This is a genomic window from Herbaspirillum sp. BH-1 (genome assembly GCF_002870055.1).
GTDB lineage: Bacteria > Pseudomonadota > Gammaproteobacteria > Burkholderiales > Burkholderiaceae_D > Herbaspirillum > Herbaspirillum frisingense.
This window is the reverse complement of sequence record NZ_PKOI01000005.1, coordinates 244,407-269,911: the sequence shown is the minus strand read 5'-3', so window position 1 is coordinate 269,911 and position 25,505 is coordinate 244,407. Positions and strand designations below refer to the sequence as shown.

The 25,505-nt window shown below is 64.2% G+C and carries 22 protein-coding genes; 19 read left to right on the top strand and 3 right to left on the bottom strand.

The genetic code is table 11. The features are described 5' to 3' along the window. Positions 1-32 precede the first annotated feature (32 nt). Positions 33-1,079, top strand: coding sequence for an ABC transporter permease (locus HBH1_RS09505; protein WP_006464860.1), 1,047 nt, complete (start codon positions 33-35; stop codon positions 1,077-1,079). An 8-nt stretch (positions 1,080-1,087) separates the two neighbouring features. Beyond that, positions 1,088-2,794, top strand: coding sequence for a D-lactate dehydrogenase (gene dld, locus HBH1_RS09500; protein ID WP_199181555.1), 1,707 nt, complete (start codon positions 1,088-1,090; stop codon positions 2,792-2,794). A 16-nt stretch (positions 2,795-2,810) separates the two neighbouring features. On the opposite strand, the gene prpF is transcribed toward dld, so the two are convergent. The 3 genes from prpF to HBH1_RS09485 form a co-directional block, all read right to left on the bottom strand. Next, on the bottom strand, positions 2,811-4,001 hold the full coding sequence (gene prpF, locus HBH1_RS09495) for a 2-methylaconitate cis-trans isomerase PrpF (RefSeq protein WP_102662541.1): 1,191 nt from the start codon (positions 3,999-4,001) through the stop codon (positions 2,811-2,813). Beyond that, complete coding sequence (gene acnD / locus HBH1_RS09490) at positions 3,998-6,619, bottom strand: Fe/S-dependent 2-methylisocitrate dehydratase AcnD (protein ID WP_102662540.1); 2,622 nt, start codon at positions 6,617-6,619, stop codon at positions 3,998-4,000. Before acnD ends, prpF begins: the two co-directional genes overlap by 4 nt. A 73-nt stretch (positions 6,620-6,692) precedes the next feature. Continuing rightward, on the bottom strand, positions 6,693-7,415 hold the full coding sequence (locus tag HBH1_RS09485; RefSeq protein ID WP_102662539.1) for a GntR family transcriptional regulator: 723 nt from the start codon (positions 7,413-7,415) through the stop codon (positions 6,693-6,695). Positions 7,416-7,677: 262 nt separating this feature from the next. Here HBH1_RS09485 and HBH1_RS09480 point away from each other — a divergent pair, with 262 nt between their 5' ends. The 17 genes from HBH1_RS09480 (at position 7,678) to HBH1_RS09405 (ending at position 25,495) form a co-directional block, all read left to right on the top strand. After that, on the top strand, positions 7,678-8,415 hold the full coding sequence (locus HBH1_RS09480; RefSeq protein WP_102662538.1) for an IclR family transcriptional regulator: 738 nt from the start codon (positions 7,678-7,680) through the stop codon (positions 8,413-8,415). A 121-nt stretch (positions 8,416-8,536) separates the two neighbouring features. Beyond that, a complete protein-coding gene (locus tag HBH1_RS09475; RefSeq protein WP_102662537.1) occupies positions 8,537-9,289 on the top strand; it encodes a glutamine ABC transporter substrate-binding protein in 753 nt (250 codons plus the stop codon). A 194-nt stretch (positions 9,290-9,483) separates the two neighbouring features. Beyond that, the gene (locus HBH1_RS09470; RefSeq protein WP_102662536.1) at positions 9,484-10,149 is read left to right on the top strand and encodes an amino acid ABC transporter permease; all 666 of its coding nucleotides are present in this window, start codon (positions 9,484-9,486) and stop codon (positions 10,147-10,149) included. Further along, positions 10,149-10,922 carry an amino acid ABC transporter ATP-binding protein gene (locus HBH1_RS09465; RefSeq protein ID WP_102662535.1) on the top strand — a complete coding sequence of 258 codons (774 nt, stop codon included), beginning with the start codon at positions 10,149-10,151 and terminating at the stop codon, positions 10,920-10,922. The genes HBH1_RS09470 and HBH1_RS09465 overlap by 1 nt, the downstream gene beginning before the upstream one ends. Beyond that, positions 10,912-11,586: a HutD/Ves family protein gene (locus HBH1_RS09460; RefSeq protein ID WP_199181554.1), complete on the top strand. Its 675-nt coding sequence runs from the start codon at positions 10,912-10,914 to the stop codon at positions 11,584-11,586. Before HBH1_RS09465 ends, HBH1_RS09460 begins: the two co-directional genes overlap by 11 nt. A gap of 98 nt (positions 11,587-11,684) precedes the next feature. Next, positions 11,685-13,118: a formimidoylglutamate deiminase gene (locus HBH1_RS09455; protein ID WP_102662534.1), complete on the top strand. Its 1,434-nt coding sequence runs from the start codon at positions 11,685-11,687 to the stop codon at positions 13,116-13,118. A 10-nt stretch (positions 13,119-13,128) separates the two neighbouring features. Beyond that, positions 13,129-13,929, top strand: coding sequence for an N-formylglutamate deformylase (gene hutG, locus HBH1_RS09450; RefSeq protein WP_006464847.1), 801 nt, complete (start codon positions 13,129-13,131; stop codon positions 13,927-13,929). A 319-nt stretch (positions 13,930-14,248) separates the two neighbouring features. Continuing rightward, positions 14,249-14,686, top strand: a complete 438-nt coding sequence (locus HBH1_RS09445; protein ID WP_006464846.1) for a universal stress protein — start codon at positions 14,249-14,251, stop codon at positions 14,684-14,686. Between the two features lie 219 nt (positions 14,687-14,905). Then, a complete protein-coding gene (gene nhaA, locus HBH1_RS09440; RefSeq protein ID WP_102662533.1) occupies positions 14,906-16,090 on the top strand; it encodes a Na+/H+ antiporter NhaA in 1,185 nt (394 codons plus the stop codon). A 490-nt stretch (positions 16,091-16,580) separates the two neighbouring features. Beyond that, positions 16,581-16,706 (top strand): hypothetical protein, encoded by a 126-nt coding sequence (locus HBH1_RS25565; RefSeq protein ID WP_255411877.1) that lies wholly within the window; start codon positions 16,581-16,583, stop codon positions 16,704-16,706. Positions 16,707-17,207: 501 nt separating this feature from the next. Then, positions 17,208-18,152: a sugar ABC transporter substrate-binding protein gene (locus HBH1_RS09435; RefSeq protein ID WP_102662532.1), complete on the top strand. Its 945-nt coding sequence runs from the start codon at positions 17,208-17,210 to the stop codon at positions 18,150-18,152. Between the two features lie 148 nt (positions 18,153-18,300). Further along, complete coding sequence (locus HBH1_RS09430) at positions 18,301-19,869, top strand: sugar ABC transporter ATP-binding protein (RefSeq protein WP_102662531.1); 1,569 nt, start codon at positions 18,301-18,303, stop codon at positions 19,867-19,869. A 53-nt stretch (positions 19,870-19,922) separates the two neighbouring features. Then, complete coding sequence (locus HBH1_RS09425; RefSeq protein ID WP_006464841.1) at positions 19,923-20,912, top strand: ABC transporter permease; 990 nt, start codon at positions 19,923-19,925, stop codon at positions 20,910-20,912. Positions 20,913-20,928: 16 nt separating this feature from the next. Next, a complete protein-coding gene (locus tag HBH1_RS09420) occupies positions 20,929-21,948 on the top strand; it encodes a LacI family DNA-binding transcriptional regulator (protein WP_102662607.1) in 1,020 nt (339 codons plus the stop codon). Positions 21,949-21,958: 10 nt separating this feature from the next. Then, entirely contained in the window at positions 21,959-22,870 is a 912-nt protein-coding gene (rbsK, locus tag HBH1_RS09415) for a ribokinase (RefSeq protein WP_102662530.1), read from the top strand. 27 nt (positions 22,871-22,897) lie between these two features. Further along, positions 22,898-23,290, top strand: a complete 393-nt coding sequence (gene rbsD, locus HBH1_RS09410; RefSeq protein ID WP_102662529.1) for a D-ribose pyranase — start codon at positions 22,898-22,900, stop codon at positions 23,288-23,290. 174 nt (positions 23,291-23,464) lie between these two features. Next, entirely contained in the window at positions 23,465-25,495 is a 2,031-nt protein-coding gene (locus HBH1_RS09405) for an AsmA family protein (protein WP_166757908.1), read from the top strand. Positions 25,496-25,505: the final 10 nt, after the last annotated feature.

The following is a 25,505-nucleotide window of genomic DNA, read 5'->3' as shown; positions in this document are numbered from 1 at the left end:
TGGAACAGACCATGACAAAAGGAGACACCCGCATGACAAGCGCAACAGAAATCGGCGCCACGCCCGGCGCCCCGCAGTCCGCCAGCGGACAACCTGGCCCACAAGGCAGGCCACAGGGCAGTTCATCACACCGGCCACGCCAGGTACTGGGCTGGGTACTGCGCAATGTGGTCTGGATCTGGCTGGTGGCCCTGGTGCTGGGCTTCGGCCTGTTCAGCCAGTTCTTCCTCAGCGTGATGAACCTGCAGAACATCCTGGTCCAGGCCACCGTGCTGGGCCTGCTGGCGCTGGCAGTGGCCCTGCCATTGCTGGTGGGCGAGATCGACCTGTCGCTGCCGGCCAACCTGGGCTTTTCCTCGGCCATCGGCGCCTGGCTGTATGCCAGCGTCGGCGGGCCATGGTGGATCACCATGCTGGCCGGCGTGGCGGTGGCCACCCTGATCGGCTGGTTCAACGGCCTGTGCATCACCCGACTGCGCATGGTCTCGCTGATCCAGACGCTGTCCATGATGATCGTGCTGCAGGGCGCCTTGCTGGCGCTGACCCAGGGCAAGACCATCACCAACCTCGACGATGGCTATATCTGGATCGGCTCGGCCACCCTGGGCGGCTGGCCGATCATGCCGGTGATCTTCGTGCTGGCTTTGCTGGCGATGTCGGTGCTGCTGCGCCGGACCGTGCTGGGCCGTTCCATCTACGCCGTGGGCGGCAATGCGCTGGCCTCGCATGCGGCCGGCATCCGGGTGCACCGGATCAAGATCATCTGCTACGCACTGGCCGGTTTCCTGGCGGGTGTTGCCGGTTATCTGCTGGCTTCCTGGCAGATCGCCATCACCTCCAACCAGGGCGCGAGCTATCTGCTGTATGCGATCGCCGCCCCCATCATCGGCGGTGTGAGCGTATTCGGCGGGCGTGGCAGCGTACTGGGCATCCTCGGTGGCGTGCTGTTGCTGACGGTGATCCAGGTCGGCCTGGCCATCACCAACGTGCCCTCGTTCTATGTCGGCATGATTGGCGGGGTGATGATCTTTATCGCCGTTGCCATCGACGCCATCCGCGTGCGCTTCTTCGTCCAGTGAACCCGACGATGGAAGCCTTGATCCGCAGTCTGCAGGACATCGTGGGCCCGCCCCACGTGCTGACCAGCGCCGCCGCCAAGCGTCGCTATTGCCGGGGCTATCGCTATGGCCAGGGTGACGCGGCCGCCGTGGTGCGCCCCGGCAGCCTGCGCCAGATGTGGCAGGTGCTGCAGGCCTGTCACGCGGCCGATACCATCGTCATCTGCCAGGCCGCCAACACCGGCCTGACGGGCGGCTCCAGCCCGGCCGAAGCGGGCTATGACCGGCCCGTGATCGTACTCAACACCTTGCGCCTGCGTCGGCTGGAACTGCTGGCACAGGGACAGCAGGTGCTGACCCAGCCCGGCGTCACGCTGGACCAGCTGGAACGCACCCTGAAACCGCTCGGGCGCGAGCCGCATTCGGTGATCGGATCCAGCTGCATGGGCGCCTCCGTCACCGGCGGCATCTGCAACAACTCCGGTGGCTCGCTGATACGCCGTGGTCCGGCCTACACCCAGTTGGCGCTGTATGCGCAGGTGGATGGCGACGGCCAACTGCGTCTGGTCAATCATCTGGGGCTGGAATTGGGAGAGACACCGGAAGAAATCCTCGACCGCCTGGACAGCGGCCAGTTGCCCAATACCAATGCAGGTGGCGCTAGTGCTGCTGCCGACTGCGACTGCGGTGGTCGCCATGCGTCCGATCATGAGTATGCCCAGCATGTGCGCGATGTCGACGCCGCCACGCCAGCCCGCTACAACGCCGACCCGCGCCGCCTCTATGAAGCCTCAGGCTCGGCCGGTCACGTGGTGGTATTCGCCCTGCGGCTGGACACCTTTGCGGCCGATGCTTCGTCCACCGTGTTCTACATCGGCAGCAACGACGCCGCCGAGCTGGAAGACATCCGGCGCGGACTGTTGCAACAGTCGCCGCATCTGCCGATTGCCGGCGAATACATGCACCGATCCGCCTTCGAGGCCAGCGAGCGCTACGGCAAGGACCTGTTCCTCTTCATCCATCACTTCGGCACGGAACGTCTGATGCAGGCCTTCGCCATGAAGAGCCGGGCCGACGCCTGGCTGGAGCGGCTGGGCCTGCGCCCCGGCTGCAGTGATCGCCTGCTGCAGCGGCTCTCCAGATGGTTGCCGCGACATTTGCCGGTGCGGCTGACGCAATATCGGGATCGTTATCAGCACCATCTGCTGCTGAAGATGAGCGAAGACGGCACAGACTTTGCGCGAGGCTTCCTGCAGGCACGCATGCCATCGGCGACGGGGGATTTCTTAGAATGTGATGCTGCCGAGGGCAGCGCGGCCTTCCTCAACCGCTTCGTGGTGGGCGCCGCCATCGTGCGCTATCGCGCCGTCCATGCGCAGGAAGTGGAAGACATCGTGGCGCTGGATATCGCGCTGCCGCGCAATACCCGCGACTGGTTCGAGCAATTGCCGCACGAGATCGCCGAGAAGATCCGCTTCACCATGTATTGCGGGCACTTCTTTTGCCACGTGATGCACCAGGAATACCTGGTCCGGAAGGGGGAAGACTGCGAGCAGGTCAAATCAGCCATCCTGGCCCTACTCGACGCCAAGGGCGCCAAGTACCCGGCCGAACATAACGTCGGCCATCAATACCGGGCCGAACCCGCACTGGAAGATTTCTATCGCAGGCTCGACCCGACCAACAGCTTCAACCCCGGTATCGGCAAGACCTCGCGGCTGAAGCACTGGCGCTAGACGAGCGGTTGCCGGGTCAGAAAGCGTCGCCCGGCACCCGCACCCAACCTTCCATCAGCACCCGGGCACTGCGGCTCATGATGGCCTTGGTGACGACCCACTGACCGTCTTCCAGCCTGGCCTCGGCGCCCACGCGCAAGGTGCCGGAGGGGTGGCCGAAGCGCACGCTGGTGCGTTCGCCACCACCGGCGGCCAGGTTGACCAGGGTGCCGGGGATGGCTGCGGCCGTGCCGATAGCCACCGCTGCGGTCCCCATCATGGCGTGGTGCAGCTTGCCCATGGACATGGCGCGCACCAGTACGTCGGTATCCTGCACGCCGACCGTCTTGCCGCTGGACGAGACATATTCCTTCGGCTTGGCCAGGAAGGCCACCTTGGGCGTGTGCTGGCGGGTGGCGGCTTCTTCTACCTTGGTGATCAAGCCCATGCGGATGGCGCCATGCGCGCGGATGGTCTCGAAACGGGCCAGCGCGGCCGGGTCGCTGTTGATGGCGTCCTGCAGCTCGGTGCCGGTGTAGCCGATCTCTTCCGCATTGAGGAAGATGGTCGGAATGCCGGCATTGATCATGGTGGCCTGGAAGCTGCCCACGCCGGGCACGTCCAGCGTGTCGACCACGTTCCCGGTGGGGAACATGGCACCGCCGGCGCCTTCTTCCTCGGCCGCCGGGTCCATGAATTCAAGTTGCACTTCGGCGGCCGGGAAGGTCACGCCGTCCAGTTCGAAGTCACCGGTTTCCTGCACCTGGCCGCCCCGGATCGGGACATGCGCCACGATGGTCTTGCCGATATTGGCTTGCCAGATGGTGATGACGGCTACGCCATCCTGCGGCAGCTTGGACGGATCGACCAGACCGGCGGCAATGGCAAACGGCCCGACGGCCGCCGACAGGTTGCCGCAATTGCCGCTCCAGTCCACGAAGTCCTTGTCGATGGAAACCTGGCCGAACAGATAGTCGACGTCATGGCCGGGACGGCTGCTGCGCGAGATGATGACCGTCTTGCTGGTGCTGGAGGTGGCGCCGCCCATGCCGTCGATCTGCTTGCCATAGGGATCGGGGCTGCCGATGACGCGCTGGAGCAGCTTGTCACGGGCGCGACCCGGTACGCGGGCGGCTTCGGGCAGGTCGTCCAGCTTGAAGAAGACGCCCTTGCTGGTGCCGCCACGCAGGTAGGTGGCGGGGATACGGATCTGGGGGACTTGGCTCATGCCTGTTCCTTTGCTTTCTGGCCGGCACTGGCGGAGGCTTCCAGGAAGTCCTGGGCGAAGCGTTGCAGCACGCCGCCGGCTTCATAGATCGAGACTTCTTCGGCGGTATCGAGACGGCAGGTCACCGGCACCTCGACGCGTTCGCCGTTCTTGCGATGGATGACCAGGGTCAGGTCCGCGCGCGGGCGGCGCTGGCCGATGACGTCATAGGTTTCGGTACCGTCGATGGCATAGGTGTTGCGATTCTCTCCAGCCTTGAACTCCAGCGGCAGCACGCCCATGCCGATCAGGTTGGTGCGGTGGATGCGTTCGAAGCCCTCGGCCACAATGGCTTCCACACCGGCCAGGCGCACGCCCTTGGCGGCCCAGTCGCGCGAAGAACCCTGGCCATAGTCGGCGCCGGCGATGATGATCAGCGGCTGCTTGCGTTCCATGTAGGCTTCGATGGTTTCCCACATGCGCATGACTTTGCCTTCCGGCTCCAGGCGCGCCAGCGAACCTTGCTGCACGCTGCCATCGGCTTTCTTCACCATCTCGTTGAATAGCTTGGGATTGGCGAAGGTGGCGCGCTGCGCGGTCAGGTGGTCGCCGCGGTGGGTGGCGTAGGAATTGAAGTCTTCTTCCGGCAGGCCCATCTTGGCGAGGTATTCGCCGGCGGCGCTGTCGAGCAGGATGGCGTTGGAGGGCGAGAGGTGGTCGGTGGTGATGTTGTCACCCAGTACGGCCAGGGGACGCATGCCCGAGAGCGTGCGCTCGCCGGCCAGCGCGCCTTCCCAGTAGGGCGGACGGCGGATGTAGGTGCTCTGCGCGCGCCAGTTGTACAGCGGGCTGACCGATTGGCTGCGATCCACGCGGGCCGAGAACATCGGGGTATAGACATTGCGGAACTGCTGCGGCTTGACGGCGCTGGCGACCACGGCGTCGATCTCCTCGTCGCTGGGCCAGATGTCCTTGAGGCGGATCTCGCGGCCGTCGGCGGCCTTGCCCAGCACGTCCTGCTCGATGTCGAAGCGGATGGTGCCGGCAATCGCATAGGCCACCACCAGCGGCGGCGAGGCCAGGAAGGCCTGTTTGGCATAAGGGTGGATGCGGCCGTCGAAGTTGCGGTTGCCGGACAGCACGGCAGTGCTATAGAGGTCGCGATCGATGATTTCCTGCTGGATCTTGGGGTCGAGCGCGCCGGACATGCCATTGCAGGTGGTGCAGGCGAAGGCCACGATGCCAAAGCCCAGTTTCTCCAGGTCGGCAGTCAGGCCGGCTTCGTCCAGGTACAGTTCGACCGCCTTGGAGCCAGGCGCCAGCGAGCTCTTGACCCAGGGCTTGCGTTCCAGCCCCAGTCGATTGGCGTTACGCGCCAGCAGCGCGGCCGCGATCACGTTGCGCGGGTTGCTGGTGTTGGTGCAGCTGGTGATGGCGGCGATGATGACGGCGCCGTCGGGCATCTTGCCCGGTTCGTTCTCGACCTTGCCGGCGATGCCTTGAGCTGCCAGCTCGGAGACCGGCAGTCGCTTGTGTGGGTTGCTGGGGCCGGCCAGGGTGCGCACCACGGTGGAAAGGTCGAAGCGCAGCACGCGCTCGTACTCGGCCTTGACCAGGGTGTCGGACCACAGGCCGGCTTCCTTGGCATAGGTTTCCACCAGCTTGACCTGCTCGTCTTCACGGCCGGTCAGCTTGAGATAGTCGATGGTCTGCTGGTCGATGGAGAACATGGCGGCGGTGGCGCCATATTCCGGGGCCATGTTGGAGATGGTGGCGCGGTCGCCGAGGGTCAGGCTGGCAGCGCCGTCGCCATAGAATTCCAGATAGGCGCCCACCACCTTCTGCTTGCGCAGGAACTCGGTCAGCGAGAGCACGATGTCGGTGGCGGTAATGCCGGGCTGGCGACGACCCGTCAGCTCCACACCGATGATGTCGGGCAGGCGCATCCAGGAGGCGCGGCCCAGCATGACGTTCTCGGCTTCCAGTCCACCCACGCCGATGGCGATGACGCCCAGCGCATCCACGTGCGGGGTATGGCTGTCGGTGCCGACCAGGGTGTCGGGGAAGGCCACGCCATCCTTGGCATGGATCACCGGCGACATCTTCTCCAGATTGATCTGGTGCATGATCCCGTTGCCAGGCGGGATCACGTCCACATTCTCGAAGGCCAGCTTGGTCCAGTCGATGAAGTGGAAACGGTCTTCATTGCGGCGATCCTCGATGGCACGGTTCTTCTCGAAGGCCTGCGGGTCGTCGCCGCCACATTCCACCGCCAGCGAATGGTCCACGATCAGTTGTACCGGCACCACGGGGTTGACCTTGGCCGGATCGCCACCCATGTCGGCAATCGCATCGCGCAGGCCGGCCAGGTCCACCAGCGCGGTCTGGCCAAGGATGTCATGGCACACCACGCGCGCCGGGAACCAGGGAAAGTCCAGTTCGCGCTTGCGCTCGATGAGCTGACGCAGCGAATCGGAGAGGGTGGCGGGGTCGCAGCGGCGCACCAGGTTCTCGGCCAGCACGCGGGAAGTGTAGGGCAGTCCCTCCCAGGCGCCGGCGCGGATGGCTTCCACCGCAGCGCGGGCGTCGAAGTAATCCAGGCGAGTGCCGGGCAGTGGCTTGCGGTATTGGGTATTCATGGCAGTTGGCTCGTGTCTCGTTGATGGAATTGGAATGATTGTGGGTTGGGCTGTTTCGTGGCGATGACTGCGCTCAGGCCTGATCGCGCCTGCTGTTCGCGCTGCTGCTCGCCCTTTGCGCGATCTGTTGTTCGATGTTGCGACGGGAGGCGCCGATGTGGCGCCGCATGAGCAGGTCGGCCAGTTCGCCGTCGCCGTCGGCCAGGGCATCGAGAATGCGGTGGTGTTCGGCAAAGGCCTGGCGCGGGCGGTTGGGGGTGGCGGAATACTGGATGCGGTACATGCGGGCCAGCTGGTACAGCTCGCCGCAGAGGATGCGGGTCAGGATCTGGTTGCCGCTGGCCTGGATGATCTTGTAATGGAAGTCGTAGTCGCCTTCCTGCTGGTAATAGCCGCGTCCGGCCTGGAAGGCTTCATCCTTCTCGTGGGTTTCCAGCACCCGGCGCAGTTCGTCCAATTCGGCGCGGCTCATGCGTTGGGCGGCCAGGCGGCAGGCCATGCCTTCCAGGGATTCGCGGATCTGGAACAGTTCCACCAGCCCCTCCAGCGTCAGCGAGACCACCCGGGCCCCCACATGCGGTACCCGGACCAGCAGGTTCTGGCCCTCCAGCCGGTGGATGGCTTCGCGTAATGGTCCACGGCTGATGCCATAGGTGCGGGCCAGTTCGGGTTCGGAAATCTTGCTGCCGGGCGCGATTTCGCCCTGCACGATGGCGCTCTGGATCTTGCGGAAAACGTGTTCGGACAGTGTTTCTCCTTCACGTTCGGCACTGGGCAACGCAATCAGCTCGCTCATCTCATTTTTACCGTGTCGACAATCTTTGGGAATTGATGCGTTTAATCATAGCACTTTGATTAAAAAAGGGAAGAAGTGTCGACACCATAACAATTTAAGCACTAGGCAGTTAAAAAATAGCATGAGGAAATTTTCGTTACAGGTGAGAAAATTCACCCGCCGCTTGGGAATACGTGAAAAGTCCTTTCAAATTTTTTCAAATTTTTTCCCTATATGCGGGAATCGTTCACCTAGAGTGAGAATTTAACCTTATATTTCCGTCATGGACTCTCCACAAACCTCTACCATTGTTGACCGCGTACTCCACGTCCTCGCCGGCGTGGCTCGTGCCGGCAAGCCCGTGAGCGCCAAGCAGATTGCTGCGATGGTGCAACAGCCGGTCAGTACCGTCTATCGCCACCTGGCCTCGCTGAAGAAGTGGGGGTTGCTGCAGGAGCATATGAACTCGGGCACCTTCGAGCCTGGTCCGACCGGCGTGCAACTGGCCTGGGGCTTCGACCAGAATTCCAACCTGATCAGCCAGAGCCGGGAAGAGATCATCTCCCTGGTCCAGCGCAGCGGTGAGAGCGTGGGCCTGCTGGTGCCGATCAATGGTCAGATGGTGTGCATCGCCATGGAAGAAAGCGACCAGCCGCTGCGCTGTTCCTTCACCAAGGGCCGGGCGCATCCGCTGCTCAAGGGCGCTTCGGCCAAGAGCCTGCTGGCCTTCATGCCGCGCAAGCTGCAACAGAAACTGGTGGCCGACCAGCTCGTGGACAAGCCGGAAGAGGTCGCCGTGCTGGAAGCCCAGCTCGATGAAATCCGTCGCCGCGGCTACTGCATCAGCGAGAGTGAAGTCGACCTGGGCGTGTGGGGCGTCTCCGTTCCCATCATGACCTCCAATGGTCGCCTGGAAGGCACCATCACCCTGATGGCACCGGCGCTGCGCGTGGGCAACCGCGAGCAGGAACTGGTGCGCATGACGGTGGAAGCGGCACAGCGCATCTGTAATCGTTTTTGAGCCTGTCCGGTCACGCCGTCCTCGGGCCGTGACCGGCGGGATGCCCTAGGATTTTGCAGTCCATCGCGCCGGAATGCTCCGGCGTCCAGTCCATGTTGTCGTTTCTATTGAGGAACTCATGATGAAGATTTCCAAGCTTCTTTGCGCCTTCACCGCCAGCATCGCCATGCTGACTGCCGTCATGCCGGCCGCCCATGCCGCCGACAACGTGATCCGTGTGGGTACCGACGCCACGTTCCCGCCGATGGAATTCGTCAAGGATGGCAAGCGCACCGGCTTCGACATCGAACTCATCGAAGCCCTGGCCAAGACCATGGGCAAGAAGGTCCAGTGGGTCGATATCGATTTCAAGGGCCTCATTCCCGGCCTGATCTCCAACCGTTTCGACATCGCCGCATCGGCCATCTACATGACCGACGAGCGCCGCAAGGTGGTCAACTTCAGCGATCCCTACTACCGTGGCGGCCTGGCCGTGCTGGTGCGTCGTGACGACACCAGCATCAAGGTGCCGGACGACCTGAACAAGGGCAAGCGCGTCTCGGTCCAGGTGGGCACCAAGTCGGTCAGCTACCTGAAGGACAACTACCCGGGCGTGGAGCGCGTGGAAGTGGAAAAGAACCAGGCCATGTTCGACCTGCTGGCCACCGGTCGCGTCAATGCGGTGGTGACCGGCCGTCCCGCGGCGGTGGAATATGCCCGTACCCAGCCGCTGGTACGTGTGCTGGACAAGGGCCTGACCACCGAACTCTATGGTTACGCCATGCGCAAGGGCGATACCGAGCTGGCCGAGCAACTCAACAAGGCCCTGCAGACCCTGCGCGTCAATGGCACCTATACCGCATTGACCGACAAGTGGTTCGGCAAGAGCGAGTAAGCTACGCTTCAAGCACCGGCTTCGGCCGGGCCAGCGGCCGGCGTGAGCCGGTGAGGCCGACGGCCGCTGCCTTACGTGCATACTTTCCTGCATTTTTTCACGCAGTTTCACGCATCTTCCTTCCTTGAGACCGCACAAGGCCCGGCCCGTTGACGATCCGACCGGGAACGGGACCTCTTTTGCCGGAGCATTTCATGAATCTGGATTTTTCAGGCGTCTGGGACAGTTGGCCGGCGCTCCTCCACGGCACCCTGATCACGGTGGAAATCACCGCCGCCTCGCTGGTGCTGGGCTGCGTGCTGGGCCTGCTGGTGGGCCTGGGTCGTCTCAACCCGCAGCGACGCTTCATCTATGGCATCTGTACCGTCTACCTGACCCTGGTCCGGGGCACACCGCTGCTGGTACAGCTGTTCCTCTGGTTCTTCGGGCTGCCGCACCTGGGCCTGCTGCTGCCGGCCTATGTCTGCGGCATTCTCGGGCTGGGCATCTATAGCGGGGCCTATGTCTCCGAGATCGTGCGCGGTTCCATCCAGTCCATCGAGCGCGGCCAGATGGAAGCGGCTCGCTCGCTGGGCCTGCCTTACCGCATGGCCATGCGCCGGGTGATCCTGCCGCAGGCCTTCGTGCGCATGATCCCGCCACTGGGCAATGAATTCATCGCGCTGATCAAGAACTCGGCCCTGGTGTCGCTGCTGACCATCGCCGACCTGATGCACGAGGGCGAGAAGATCATCAGCGTCACCTACCGGTCGCTGGAAACCTATCTGGCCATCGCCGTCATCTATCTGGTTCTCACCAGCGCCACCACCCTGGTGTTGCGCCGGATCGAGAAAGTATTGCGTTCGGAAGGGAGGGTCTGATGTCGCAGCCCATCGTCGAAATCAAGGGATTGCAGAAATCCTTTGGCAGTCATGTCGTCCTCAAGAACATCGACTTTTCGGTTCAACCCAGCCAGGTGGTGGTCATCATCGGTCCCAGTGGCAGTGGCAAGAGTACCTTCCTGCGCTGCCTGAACGGCCTGGAGACCGCCGAAGGCGGCACCGTGGTGGTCAGCGGCCATCCGGTGGTGGAGGGCGGTCGGATGATGCCCGAAACCAAGCTCGACGCCTTGCGCGCCGAAGTGGGCATGGTGTTCCAGTCCTTCAACCTGTTCCCCCACCTGAGCGTGCTGGACAACATCACCCTGGCCCCCACCTGCCTGCGTGGCGTACCGCGCAAGGAGGCACAGGAGCAGGGCCTGCGGCTGTTGAAGAAGGTCGGCCTGGAACACAAGGCCAAGGACTTCCCCGGCACGCTGTCCGGTGGCCAGAAGCAGCGCGTGGCGATCGCCCGTGCGCTGGCCATGGACCCCAAGGTCATGCTGTTCGACGAACCGACCTCGGCGCTCGACCCGGAGCTGGTCGGCGAAGTGCTGCAGGTGATGAAGGACCTGGCGGCCGAAGGCATGACCATGCTCATCGTCACCCATGAAATGGGCTTTGCCCGCGAAGTGGCCGATGTGGTGGTGGTGATGGACCACGGCAGCATCGTCGAATCCGGCCCGCCCTCGGCCATCTTCACTGCGCCGCGCGAAGCCCGCACCCGCAGCTTCCTGCAGACCATGCTGGCACGCGAGGTCGCCCATGGCGCTTGACCTGAGCCAGGCACAGGCCCCGACCCCGGCCCCGGCACGCACGGAAAAACACGCCAGCGCCATCCAGTTCGTCGGCGAACTGGGCCGCATTGACGCCGTCCCCTGGAAGAACGAGGGCGGGCAGACGCGTGAGCTCTGCGTGGAGCCACCGCAGTCGGATTTCGCCGGTTTCCTGTGGCGGGTCAGCGTGGCCGACGTGGGTGCCGATGGCGCGTTCTCGACCTTCAACGGCATCGACCGCACCATCGTCTTGCTCGAAGGTGGCGGCTTTGGCATGTATACCGACGGTGAGCGCGTCCACGACCTGGCAGAATGCTTCGTACCGCATGAGTTCCCAGGTGAACAGGCCATCAGCGTCCAGTTGCATGGCGCGCCGACGCTGGACTTCAACCTGATGGTCCGGCGCGAACGCGCAAGCGGCCAGGTGCTGGTCTTGCGCGAGCAGAATTCCCGTTGCCTGCCGGCTGATACGGCATTGCTGTATGTGGCGCGTGGCGCGGCCTGCCTGTCGGACGAAAGCGGTCTGCAGCAAGCCCTGCGTTGCGGTGAATTCGCCCGCCTGCGTGATGGCCGCGGTGCGCGCCTGCCTGACCTGCTGTGCACGCCCGGCAGTGTGGTGCTGGCAGTCTGCATCCGCCCCAACCCTGAAGGAACGCAGAGCTAGTACCTCAAGTGCCGGCATGGTCATCTTCCACCCGCTGCAAGCGGTATGGCCTTGCCCGGCATCCATTTTCAAGAAACGCCCATAATAAAGGTGAGCACATGGCATCGCCTCGCGAACAAGACCCTCAACCCCTCATCCCCGCTGCCGGCGGCACGATATTCTGCCCGCTGGCCCTGCTGCCGGAAGGCTGGCGCCGCGATGTCATGCTGCGCTGGGACGAGACCGGTGCGCTCATCGAAGCGCGCCCCGACCAGGCCCCCGGGCAAGCTGCTGTCGCCAGCGGCCCGGTGATCGCCGGCATGCCCAATCTGCACTCGCATGCCTTCCAGCGCGCCATGGCCGGGCTGACCGAAGTCATGGGCAGCCCCTCCGACTCCTTCTGGAGCTGGCGCAAGCTGATGTACCGCTTCGCCCAGCGCCTGCAACCGGAACATCTGGAAGCCATCGCCCGCCATCTCTACATCGAGATGCTCAAGGCAGGCTATACCTCGGTCTGCGAATTCCATTACCTGCACCACGCCCCCGGCGGCGCGGCCTATGCCGATCCGGCCGAACTGGGGCTGCGGGTGATGCAGGCCGCTGGCGACGTCGGCATCGGCATGACCTTGCTGCCGGTGCTGTACCAGTATGGTGGCTTCGGCAGCCAGCCGACCTCGGCCGAGCAGGCGCGCTTCATCGGCACGGCACAGAGCCTGCTGGCCCTGCGCGAGCGTCTGCTGCACGCCTTGCCGGAAAATCCCATGCGCCGCTATGGCGTGGCACCGCATTCGCTGCGGGCAGTATCGCCGGCAGGACTGGAGGAACTGGTCAGCGGCTTGCGGCACCAGTCCGGCGGACAGGATGCCCCGGTGCATATTCATATCGCCGAACAGGAACGTGAAGTCCAGGACTGCCTGGCCTGGTGCGGCCAGCGACCGGTGCAGTTGCTGCACTCGCTGCAGGCCATCGACGCACGCTGGTGCCTGGTGCATGCCACCCACATGGATGCTGCCGAATACCAGGCCGTCGCCGCCAGTGGTGCTGTCGTGGGGCTATGCCCGACGACCGAAGCCAATCTGGGCGACGGTATCATCGATGCGGCCCGCCTGCTGGAGTCCGATACGCGCTGGGGTATCGGCTCGGACAGCAATATCGCCATCAACCTGCGCTCCGAACTGCGCCTGCTGGAGTATGGGCAGCGCCTGCACCATCGCCGCCGCAACGTGCTGGCTTCCGAAGCCGAGCCCATCGTCGGCGAGCGCCTGTATGCCCGTGCCGTGGCGGGTGGTGCCGCTGCCAGCGGACGCCCTGTGGCAGGGCTGGCCGTGGGCCAGCGTGCCGATTTCATCGTCCTCGACGGCGAGGACATCAACCTGGCCGACCGCAGCCCGGAGCAATTGCTGTCGGCGCTGGTCTTCTGCGAACATGACGGCCAACCCATACGCGATGTCTACGTCGGCGGCCGCCAGGTGGTCGCGGCCGGTCATCATGCGCTGGAAGACAGCGCCCGTCGCGCCTATCGCAGCGCCGTTGCCGAACTATTGAAGGACTGAGGAAGAAACCATGTCGAACGATATCTACCAGTTGCATCAGGGCAGCACCCCCTTGCTGATTTCCATGCCGCACGTCGGCACGCAATTGCCGCAGGACCTGCAATCGTCCTTCAGCGAGACCGGCCTGCAGGTTGACGATACCGACTGGCACATCGCCGAGCTCTATGACTTCGCCAGTACCCTGGGCGTTTCGGTGCTGCGACCTTTCCACTCGCGCTACACCATCGACCTGAACCGCCCGGCCGATGGGCAGAGCCTGTATCCGGGGCAGAACACCACGGGCCTGTGCCCCTTGACCACCTTCGACAACGTCGCCCTGTATCGTCCCGGCTGCGAGCCGGATGAGGCCGAGATCGCGCGCCGCCTGCAGATCTACTGGCATCCCTATCACGCCGCCCTGCAGGGCGAGCTGGCGCGGCTCAAGGCCATCCATGGTTATGCCTTGCTGTGGGATGCGCATTCGATCCGTTCGCTCATCCCGCACCTGTTTGAGGGCGAACTGCCGGTCTTCAATTTCGGCAACGCCAGTGGTGCGGCCTGCGCGCCGGGCCTGGGCGAGGATCTGCTGGCGCTGGCGCAGCAACTGGCACCGCACTATCCGGCGGTGCTCAATGGCCGCTTCAAGGGCGGCTATATCACGCGCCACTATGGACAGCCGGCGCAGCAGGTCCACGCCATGCAGCTGGAACTGGCCCAGCGCAGCTATATGCAGGAAGAGGCCCCGTACGCCCTGGATGACACCCTGGCCGGCCAGCTCAAGCCGGTGCTGCAGCGACTGGTAGAGCGTTTCCTGGCATTTCGTCCGACATAGACGAGCGCCCTGGATGCCAGCGGACGGCCTGCCATTGCGCAGGCCGTTTTTGCATCCGCAGCTCCCGGGCAGGGCGCCGTTTGATCCAGCGCAAATGCGCGCACGACGGGCCTGGCGAGCCCGTGGCGCTTGATGCATGTCAAGTCGCTTCAGATGGCGCGGCCTTAGTATGCAGTCATACGAGCTCGACGCAATACGCAATACGCAATACGCAATACGCAATACGCAATACGCCGCAATACGCAATACGCAATACGCAATACGCAAGGCGAAATGCACAACGAGTCCGACGTCATTCCTGTCACCCCCTGAGGTCATCATGTTCAAGAACATACTGCTGGCAACCGATGGTTCCCGTCTGTGTAACGAGTCCGTGAAGGCGGCCATCGCACTGGCGAAAAGCTGCGGCAGCAATCTGGTGGGGCTGTCGGTGGCCGGCAATCTGCGAGCACTGTCCATCCCCGAAGTCAGCGTAGGCGTAGATGTGGCCCGTACCGACGAAGCCGGCCGCGCACGTGCCATGGCCAGCGTGGAAATGATCACTGAAATGGCGCGCGAGCAGGGCGTTCCCTGCTCGGTGCAGGTGGCCCAGGGCGGCCGCCCCTACGAGGAAATCATGCGCGTGGCCGAACGCGAACACTGCGACGCCATCTTCATGGCCTCCAAGGCGCGCTCGACGCTGGGTCGGCTGCTCATGGGCAGCCAGACGCAGAAGCTGCTGGCGCGCAGCAAGGTGCCGGTCCTGGTGTTCCGTTGATCCATCAAGGCGCGTCCCTGTAGCGGGGCGCCCCGTATAAGGTTTGTGGTGTGGAGGGTCGGGCCGTTCCTGTGGAGAGGGACGGCCCTTTTTTTTGTTCATTTTGTTTGTTCCTGATGTACCGGTGGGAGCCGTCCCCGCCATCGTCAAGACTTGGAGAATGGTCGCTGCCTTGTTACAGTCTGGCCTGGTTCATGAAACGACAACAAGGAGCAGCCATTGGCCCACACCCCTCACCAATCCCAGGGCGGTAACGCCTTTACCCGATTCTTCGCGCATGAAGCGGCCGGTGGCATCGTGCTCGCCATTGCCGCCGTACTGGCGTTGGTGGTCAGCAACAGCGGCTGGCGTCAGGCTTACGAGGGTTTCACGCGGATTCAGGGGACAGTCGATATCGGCGGGCTGGTGGTCTTGTCCAAGCCCTTGCTGCTGTGGGTCAATGATTTGTGGATGGCGGTGTTCTTCTTCCTGGTCGGGCTGGAGATCAAGCGCGAATTCGTGGAAGGCGAACTGGCCTCGCGCAAGAAGGCCATCCTGCCCGCTGCCGCGGCCCTGGGCGGCATGGTCGTGCCGGCCGCGATCTATGCCCTGATCAATCTCGGCGACCCGGTCGCCTTGCGCGGCTGGGCCATCCCGGCCGCCACCGATATCGCGTTTGCCATCGGCATCGTCATGCTGCTGGGCTCACGGGTACCGACTTCGCTCAAGGTGTTCCTGACGGCCGTGGCCATCATCGACGATCTGGGCGCCATCGTGGTCATCGCCCTGTTCTATACCGACAACCTCTCACTGGGCATGCTGGCCGGCGCCGGCGTGGGCACGCTGGTGCTGGTGCTGCTCAATCGCAGCGGCGTGCGCCGCGCCAACGTCTATCTGCTGGTGGGCCTGGTGATCTGGGTCTGCGTACTCAAGTCTGGCATCCATGCCACGCTGGCCGGGGTGGTGACAGCGCTGGCCATTCCCATGCGCGATGCCGACGAGCAGCCGCTGGCCGGCGCACTGGAACACGGGCTCCACCCTTGGGTGGCGTTCCTGGTGTTGCCGATGTTCGCCTTTGCCAATGCCGGCGTTTCGCTGCAGGGGATGTCGCTGGGCAGCCTGTTCGAGCCGATTCCGCTGGGGATTGCCGCCGGCCTTGTGCTGGGCAAGACCATCGGCGTCTTCGGCGCCGCCTGGCTGATGGTGCGCAGCGGCCTGGCCGATGCACCGGCCGGCGCCAGCACGGGCCAGTTCATCGGCGTGTGCATGCTGTGCGGGATCGGTTTCACCATGAGCCTGTTCATCGGTGGCCTGGCCTTCCAGGGCCTGGGCGCCGATTTCGAAGCCAAGCTCAAGCTCGGCGTGTTGGGCGGCTCCATCCTGGCGGGCCTGTGCGGAACGCTGGTGTTGTGGCGCAAGATATAAGCGGTGTGAACATCAGGTCATCGTGACATGTCGGGGCGGCAAGCAGGGCGGATGCCGCCTAAAAGCATCCCAATCCCGCATAAAATTCGCATCACGTCGTCGTTTGGCGACTATTCCACAACTTTCGGTTTTGCAACGCAAAAGATTGATCAAAAATTAAGTTTTTGCACACCGTTAGTGCATATCCGCCCTGCAATGGGCTTATGTGCTCATCCGTGAGAATGCGCACTATTGCTTGGTTCCATTGATGCAGGGCAGGGCGGGCGCCAAATGCTGCTGCGCGGAATAATGGATTCTTTACATCATCATTTGGCAGTAGGAAGATATTTGCACGGGCCTTTATCGGCGCGGCGTGGAAGGGCGCCGGGCCGTTTTCGGGTGACAGCAAGGCCCGCAGCAAGTGGGGGATGTTGTTGTTTCGACATTTTCATCCCTTGGGACGATAAGCTGCGCGAATAACAGCGCAGCAGTCATATCAGAGGAGACAGACATGAACCTGATGGAAATGTTGATGGCCTATGGTGGCCAGATGCTGGCGTGGTATGCCTTGTATGTGGTGATCGGCAGTTGCGCCTTTGGTGCTTACGTCTGGCGCCGTACCCATTTCGGTCACTGATCCTCGTACAGGATTGCCAGGGCGCGCGCCGGCCTCGATCCGGTGCGGCGCAGTCGGCGGGTTGCGTGCAACATGCAGCACCCGCCTGAAACGCAGACGCGAGTGTAAAACCAGTCGCCGGCCTGAAGCATGTCGTCTTCCATCCCGGGCAGGGGCCTGGACATGGGGACGGTGCTGCGCTGGTCACCGCTCGGCTGCCTGAATTTCGTATCTGCAGTTCCTCCGTACTTTCATCACGGCGGGAGGTGCCATGCCGGCGCTTCCCGCCGTATGCATTGGCCCTCCGACTGCGCTCCAACTGCGCGCAGGGCCACGCTGGGTGAGGTATCCAGCCCTTCCTCGACCTTCCGTTGTCGTCCCCGCAAAATGAAAAAAAAAGCTGCACTGCAGCTTTATTTTCTTATTTTGCGGTGCTATTCTCCAACTCGCGCAAACGTTTGCGCAACGATAACGGCGTCTATCTTCTAGGAAACGCCGGCAACATCAATACTGGAGACCCAGATGAACAAATTCACCCGCCGCCATTTCGCCATTGCTACCCTGGCTTGTGCAGTCCTCCCCGGCGCCGCCCTGGCGCAGACCCCGGCCAAGCCCAAGGTGGCACTGGTCATGAAGTCGCTGGCCAACGAGTTCTTCCTGAACATGGAAAACGGCGCCCGCGAATACCAGAAGGCCAATGCCGGCAAGTTCGACCTGATCGCCAACGGCATCAAGGATGAGCAGGACACCGCCAACCAGATCAAGATCGTCGAGCAGATGATCGTCTCCAAGGTCAACGCCCTGGTCATCGCCCCGGCCGACTCGAAGGCCCTGGTCCCGGTGGTCAAGAAAGCCATCGACGCCGGCATCATCGTGGTCAACATCGATAACAAGCTTGATGACGCGGCGCTGAAGGAAAAGGGCATCACCGTGCCTTTCGTCGGCCCGGACAACCGCAAGGGCGCCAAGCTGGCCGGCGATTTCCTGGGCAAGCAACTGCAGAAGGGTGACAAGGTCGCCATCATCGAAGGCGTCTCCACCACCTTCAACGCGCAGCAGCGCACCCTGGGCTTCCAGGATGCCATGAAAGACGTCGGCGCCAACGTGGTGACCGTGCAGTCCGGCCAATGGGAAATCGACCAGGGTAACAAGGTCGCCGCCTCCATCCTGAACGCCCATCCGGACATCAAGGCCATCCTGGCCGGCAACGACAACATGGCGCTGGGCGCCGTGGCCGCCATCCGCGCCGCCGGCAAGACCGGCAAGGTGCAACTGGTCGGCTACGACAACATCAACGCCATCAAGCCGATGTTGAAGGATGGCCGCGTGCTGGCCACTGTCGACCAGTTCGCCCAGCAGCAGGCCGTGTTCGGCATCGAAACCGCCCTGAAGGCGGTTTCCGAGAAGAAGCCGCAAAGCGCCCTGGGTGGCGTGGTCGAGACCAAGGTCTCGCTGGTCACCAAGTAAGCTGGCGGCAAGCGCGGCGCAGGCCTGCACTGGTGCGCTAGTGCAGCCCCCCGCGCCTCACTTGCAAGGTACCTGCGCCCGTTCTGCGGCGCAGGCCTTTGCTTTCTCATCGTCCTTTCTGCCGCCGCTCCATGCGCGCCAAAGACCCATGCAGCCCAACGACTCCCCCTCCCGAACCGCCGCCTTGCTGACCCTGTCCGGCATCGGCAAGAGCTATGCCGCACCGGTACTGGACGGCATCGACCTGGATCTGCATCCAGGCCAGGTGCTGGCCCTGACCGGCGAAAACGGTGCCGGCAAGAGTACGCTGTCCAAGATCATCTGCGGCCTGGTCGATGCCAGTGCCGGCCAGATGACCCTGGATGGCCAAGCCTATCAACCGGTGTCGCGCACCCAGGCCGAGGCGCTGGGCATCCGCATGGTGATGCAGGAACTGAACCTGATCCCCACGCTGTCGATTGCCGAAAACCTGTTCCTGGAAAAGCTGCCGCGTCGCTTCGGCTGGATCGACCGCAAGAAGCTGGCCGAGGCCGCCCGTACCCAGATGGAAGTGGTCGGCCTGGGCGAACTGGACCCGTGGACGCCGGTCGGCGACCTGGGTCTGGGCCATCAGCAGATGGTCGAGATCGCCCGCAACCTGATCGGCAGCTGCCGTTGCCTGATCCTGGACGAACCCACGGCCATGCTGACCAACCGCGAGGTGGAACTGCTGTTCTGGCGCATCGAGCGCCTGCGCGCCGAAGGCGTGGCCATCATCTACATCTCGCACCGGCTGGAAGAACTGAAACGCATCGCCGACCGTATCGTGGTGCTGCGTGACGGCAAGCTGGTCTGCAATGACGACATCGGCCGTTACTCCACCGAGCAACTGGTGCAACTGATGGCCGGCGAACTGACCAAGGTCGATCTGGACGCCGGCCATCGCCGCATCGGCGCGCCCCTGCTGCGCGTGCGCGGGCTGGGTCGGGCCGGCGTGGTACAGCCGGCCAGCTTTGCCCTGCATGCCGGCGAGGTGCTGGGCGTCGCCGGGCTGATCGGCTCGGGCCGCACCGAACTGCTGCGCCTGATCTTCGGCGCCGATCGCGCCGACCAGGGTGAAGTCTTCATCGGCGACGGCCAGCAACCGGCCCGCATCCGCAGTCCCAAGGACGCGGTCAAGGCCGGCATCGCCATGGTCACCGAAGACCGCAAAGGGCAGGGCCTGCTGCTGCCGCAAGCCATCAGCGTGAATACGTCGCTGGCCCACCTGGGCCGGGTCAGCCGGGGTGGCATGCTGGATCACGCGGCCGAAGCCGACGTCGCCCGCGACTATGTGAAGAAACTGCGCATCCGCAGTGCCGGCGTGGCGCAGGCTGCCGGTGAACTCTCCGGTGGCAACCAGCAGAAGGTGGTGATCGCACGCTGGCTGTACCGCGATTGCCCGATCATGCTCTTCGACGAGCCCACCCGGGGCATCGACATCGGCGCCAAGTCCGATATCTACCGCCTCTTCGCCGAACTGGCGGCACAGGGCAAGGGCCTGCTGGTGGTCTCCAGCGACCTGCGCGAACTGATGCAGATCTGCGACCGCATCGCCGTCATGAGCGCCGGCCGCATCGCCGACACCTTCAGCCGTGACGACTGGTCGCAGGAGCGCATCCTGGCGGCTGCCTTCAGTGGCTATGTCGGACGCCAGGAAGCCGCCGAAGCGGCCCATGTGGCCGGCAACACGGCCTGAGCGGGCCGCCTGCGCCCAGCCAGAACTTCAACTGCCAAGAATTGACGAGACAGATGCAAACTTCCTCTACCTCCACTCCTGCCGCCAGCCGGCAAGCGGCCTACCTGGCCGGTTTCAAGAACTACCTGGGCCTCATCGCCGCGCTGTTGGCGATGTGCGTGATGTTCGCCTTCCTGAGCGAAAACTTCCTCAGTGCGGCCACCTTCATCACGCTCTCCAATGACATCCCGCCGCTGGTGGTGATGTCGGTGGGCATGACCTTCATCCTCATCATCGGCGGTATCGACCTGTCGGTCGGCTCGGTGATGGCGCTGGCGGCCTCCATGCTGTCCATGGCCATGGTGCGCTGGGGCTGGCCGCTGTACGCCGCCGCCCCCCTGGGCGTGGTGGTAGCGGCCCTGTGCGGCACGCTGACCGGGCTGGTGTCGGTGCACTGGCGCATTCCGTCCTTCATCGTTTCGCTGGGCGTGCTGGAAATCGCCCGCGGCCTGGCCTACCAGGTCACCAACTCGCGCACCGAATACATCGGCAGCGCCGTGGACGTGATCAGCTCGCCAGTGCTGTTTGGCATGTCGCCGGCCTTCCTCTCGGCCATCGCCATCGTCATCATTGCGCAACTGGTGCTCACGCGGACCGTGCTGGGGCGTTACTGGATCGGTATCGGCACCAACGAAGAAGCGGTGCGCCTGTCGGGGGTCAATCCCAACCCCAGCAAGATCCTGGCCTTCGCCCTGATGGGCGGGCTGGCCGGCATCGCGGCGCTGTTCCAGGTGTCGCGCCTGGAAGCGGCCGATCCCAACGGCGGCGTGGGCATGGAGCTGCAGGTGATCGCCGCCGTGGTCATCGGCGGCACCAGCCTCATGGGCGGGCGTGGCTCCATCGTCAGCACCTTCATCGGCGTGCTGATCATTTCGGTACTGGAAGCCGGCCTGGCGCAGGTAGGCGTGAGCGAGCCGATGAAGCGCATCATCACCGGCGCGGTCATCGTGGTGGCCGTGATCCTGGACACCTATCGTCGTCGTGGCCAGCGCCACGCTCGCTGACGGCAGCACCCACGCCATGTCTACCATCAAGGATGTCGCCAGGCTGGCCGGGGTGTCCTACACCACGGTCTCGCACGTGCTCAACCAGACCCGCCCGGTCAGTCCGGAGGCCAAGGAGCGCGTGCTGGCCGCGGTCAAGGAACTGGACTACGTGCCCAGTGCGCTGGCGCGTTCGCTGCGCAGCAAGGTCACCGGCAGTATCGGCCTGATCATCCCCAACAACACCAACCCGTACTTTTCGGAGCTGGCGCGGGGCATCGAGGATCACTGCTATGGCGCCGGCTACAGCGTCATCCTGTGCAATTCCGACGATGACCCGGCCAAGCAGCGCGACTATCTGCTGGTCTTGCAGACCAAGCGCTGCGACGGCCTCATCCTCGCCACGCTGAACCAGTCCGACCTGAACCCGGCCGGCAAGCTGGACATCCCCACCGTGCTGCTGGACCGAGCGCCGAGGGAACTGGACATCGATCTGGTCAGCACCGACAACGCCCTCGGCGGCAGCCTGGCAGCCCGTCATCTGCTGGACCTGAAGCGGCGCCACGTGGCCTGCATCGCCGGCCCGCAGGGGCTGGACCTGTCCGACGAGCGAGTGCAGGGTTTCCGCCAGACGCTGGAAGAGGGCGGTGGCAAGCTTGCGCCCAATGACCTGCTGCATGCCGACTTCAGCGGCATCGGCGGCTACCAGGCGGCCATGCGACTGCTGCAGGAGCGTCCCGCCGATGCGCGTCCCGACGCCATCTTCTGCTGCAACGACATGATGGCCATCGGCGTGCTGCGTGCCGCGGGCGAATTGCAGATCGACGTGCCGGGCCAGCTTTCGGTGGTCGGCTTCGATGACATCGAACTGGCCCAGTTCGTTCATCCGCCCCTGACCACGGTGGCCCAGAACACCCGCAGGCTGGGCAACCTGACGGCGCAGTTCCTGCTGGAACGCATCGCCGACCCTGACCTGCCGGCGCGCCGCGAGACGGTGGCGCCACAATTGCAACTGCGGGGCTCGACCGCCCCGTTCGACAACAAGATCAAGAGATAAGAGAAAGCACATGATCGTCATCATCGGCAGCGTCAACATGGACCTGGTTTTACGCGTGCCCCGCATGCCCATGCCGGGAGAAACCCTGGCGGGCGACAAATTCATGACCATCCCCGGCGGCAAAGGCGCCAACCAGGCCGTGGCCTGCGCCCGCCTGGCCGCACCCGGTACCGCCGTGGCCATGGTGGCCTGCGTGGGCGACGATGCCTTCGGCGCCCAGATGCGCCAGTCCATTACCGCCTGCGGCATCGATGACCGCTACCTCGACGAGGTGGCAGGCGAAGCCACCGGCATTGCCTCCATCATGGTCGATGCCAACGCTCAGAACAGCATCGTCATCGCCGCCGGCGCCAATGGCCGCCTGGACGTGGAACGCATCGAACGCGCCCGCCCGTTGATCGAACAGGCCTCCATCGTGCTGCTGCAACTGGAAGTCCCCATCCCCACCGTGATCCACGCCATCGAGCTGGCCCACTCCCTGGGCAAGACCGTGGTGCTGAACCCGGCGCCGGCCCAGGCACTGCCTCGCGAACTGCTGCAGAAGGTCGATTACCTGATCCTCAATGAGATCGAAGCCGCCATGTTGGCCGAAGAGCGTACCGTGGCCAACTCCGACGACATCCCGCAACTGGCCGCGCGCCTGCATGCGCTGGGCGCCCGCAATGTGGTGGTCACCCTGGGTGAGAAGGGCGTCTACGGCGCCTTCGCCGATGGCCGGCTAGACCATCTGCCGGCGCGCAAGGTGCAGGCGGTCGATACCACGGCTGCAGGCGATACCTTCATCGGCGGCTTCATCGGCGCCATCGCCCAGGGGCGCGACCCGTTCGACGCCATCGCCTACGCCCAGGCCGCTGCTGCCCTGAGCGTGACGCGCATCGGTGCCCAGACCTCCATCCCGACACGCGACGAAGTCGTGCTCTGATCATTTGATTTCTCTGCCAGGAATGCCATGAAAAAGACCGCCTTGCTCAACGCCGCCATCTCCCAGCTGATTGCCACCATGGGCCATGGCGACACCCTGGTCATCGGCGACGTCGGCTTGCCGGCACCGGCCGGCGTCCCTGTGATCGACCTTGCGGTCACGCGCGGCGTGCCGGACTTCATGACCGTGCTGCAGACGGTGCTGAGCGAACTGCAGGTCGAATTCCACGTCGTCGCCGACGAAATGCAGACCGTCAGTCCCGCTCTGGCCGCCCAGGTCGAAGCGCTGGGACTGGCCGGCAGGCGCAGCGTCCCGCATGAAGACTTCAAGCGCCAGAGTGCCCGCGCCAAGGCCTTGATCCGCACCGGCGAATGCACCCCCTACGCCAACATCATCCTGGGTTCCGGCGTGGTGTTCTGAGCCCTGGGCCTGCCATCCCTCTGACAAGCGGCCGGCCGCTTCTCCTATAGCCAGCAACGGTCCTACAGCTGATACTGTCGCGTTTGGATGAAACCTAAGCGGTCAGGACAGAACCATGCAAAGTGAAGGAGGGCGGAGATGCGCGTGCACCCGGTAAGGCTGCCTGGAAGGCCAATGCTGGCCAGGCTGGGCCGCCTGCTGACCTGGTGCGTGACCGCGCTGGTGGCGCTGGCCGCCTTGCTGGCCCTGCTGGTGGCGCTGTTCGACTGGAACCTGGCCAAGCCCTGGATCAGTCGCCAGCTCTCCACCATGCTGGCCCGGGAAATACGGGTCGATGGCCCGATCAGCCTGTCCTGGTCGCTGGCCCCGGCCACACCCCAAAGCGACAGATCCTGGCTGCCGCAACTGCACTTTACCGCGCGCGACCTGCAGATCGGGAACCCGGACTGGGCGCAGAGCGCCGATCATCTGGTCCGGGCCAGTCTGCTGGACCTGCATTTTTCCCCGCTCCCGCTGTTGCATTGGCACTGGCATATCACCGACATGCATGTGACCGGCCTGGACCTGGTCATGGAACGGGCCGACGAGCGCCGCAAGAACTGGCGCTTCTCCGACCAGCCACGTTCGCGCTGGAGCTTCGACATCCACCAGATCGTCTTCGACCATGCCCAGATCCGCTATGTGGACCAGCCGCTGGACCTGGACCTGCGCTTCGACGCCCGCCCCCTGAGTGCGGCCGCCATGCGCACCGCCGAGGGCAGCGACAGCCCGCCTGGACTGGTCCTGCAGGCAGCGGTATCGGGCCGCTACGGTGAGGCTGACATACAGGGCCAATTGCGCGGCGGCCCCTTGCCCGACCTGCTCAACGAGGGCAGCGTCTATCCCCTGCAGGCGCAGGGCGACGTGGGCGAAGTCCACACCGTGATCAGCGGCAATCTCGTCAATCCTCATCAACTGCGGCGTGCCGACCTGCAGATCCGCCTGAGTGGCGACAGCCTCGACCGGCTCTATGCCGCCAGCGGCGTTCCCCTGCCGGCCACGCGTGCGTTCAGCACCCAGGGCAGCCTGACCATCCAGCGGGCTGAGGCCGCGGGCGCGGGCAGAACCGATCGTGATAACGCCACCAAGGCCTGGGACTGGCGCTATGAACGCTTCACCGGCAAGGTCGGTGAGAGTGATTTCGCCGGGGACGCCCATTACTACCGCGGTCCGCCCAAGAACCACCTGAGCGTGACCGCGCACGCCGATCTGTTGCGGCTGGAGGATTACGTGCCGGCCGCCGGTGCCAAGCAGAAAGAGGGCAAAAAAGAGGGTAAAAGCGAAGGCAAGCGCCAGGATCGTGTGCTGCCCGAACGCCCGGCGCAGCCGCAGCGCTGGGCCAGGCTGGATGCCGACATCGAACTCAAGGCCAGTCGCGTGCAATTGCATGGTGGGCTGGACTGGCAGGACGCCAGCACCACCCTGCGGCTGAAGGACCAAGTGCTAACCGTCGCGCCCCTGCAATTTGCCATGGCCGGTGGCAAGGGGGACGGCGAAGTCACGCTCGATGGCCGCCAGAACGACATCCGTTCAAGCTTGCAAGTGAACCTGCATGGGGTGCAGGTGCGCCAGCTGTTTCCGAAACTGGCCAGGATCGACGCCAGCTTCGGCAAGCTGGACGGCCAGGCCAGCCTCAACGGCAGCGGCAACTCGGTCGCCGCCATGCTGGCCAGCGCCGACGGGCGGATCAAGGCCGATCTGAGCCAGGGCACCATCAGCCAGTTCATCCTGGAAGCTGCCGGTCTGAACCTGGCCAACGCAGTCTTTGCCAAGATGTACCGCGACCAGCAGGTCAAACTGCTGTGCGGCGCCGCCGACGTGACGATCAAGGAGGGCGTGGCGCAGGTCCTGCACGGCATCCTCAATACCGAGGACGCGGCCATCGACATCACCGGCCAAGTCGATCTGGGACAGGAAAAGCTGGCACTGAACGTCTATCCGCGCACCAAGCAGGTTCGCATCCTGTCGCTGCGCACCCCCTTGTATGTGCGGGGCAGTTTCGCCAAGCCCGACATCGGTGCCAGCAAGGAAGGCCTGGCTGCACGGGCCGGCGCGGCCGCCGCCCTGGCGCTGGTGGCACCGGTGGCAGCGGTGATTCCGCTGATCACCCCCGGCGAGAAGATACCCGACGATTGCGCCCCGCATGCTGCGGCCGACGCACGTTAGCCTGCAACTG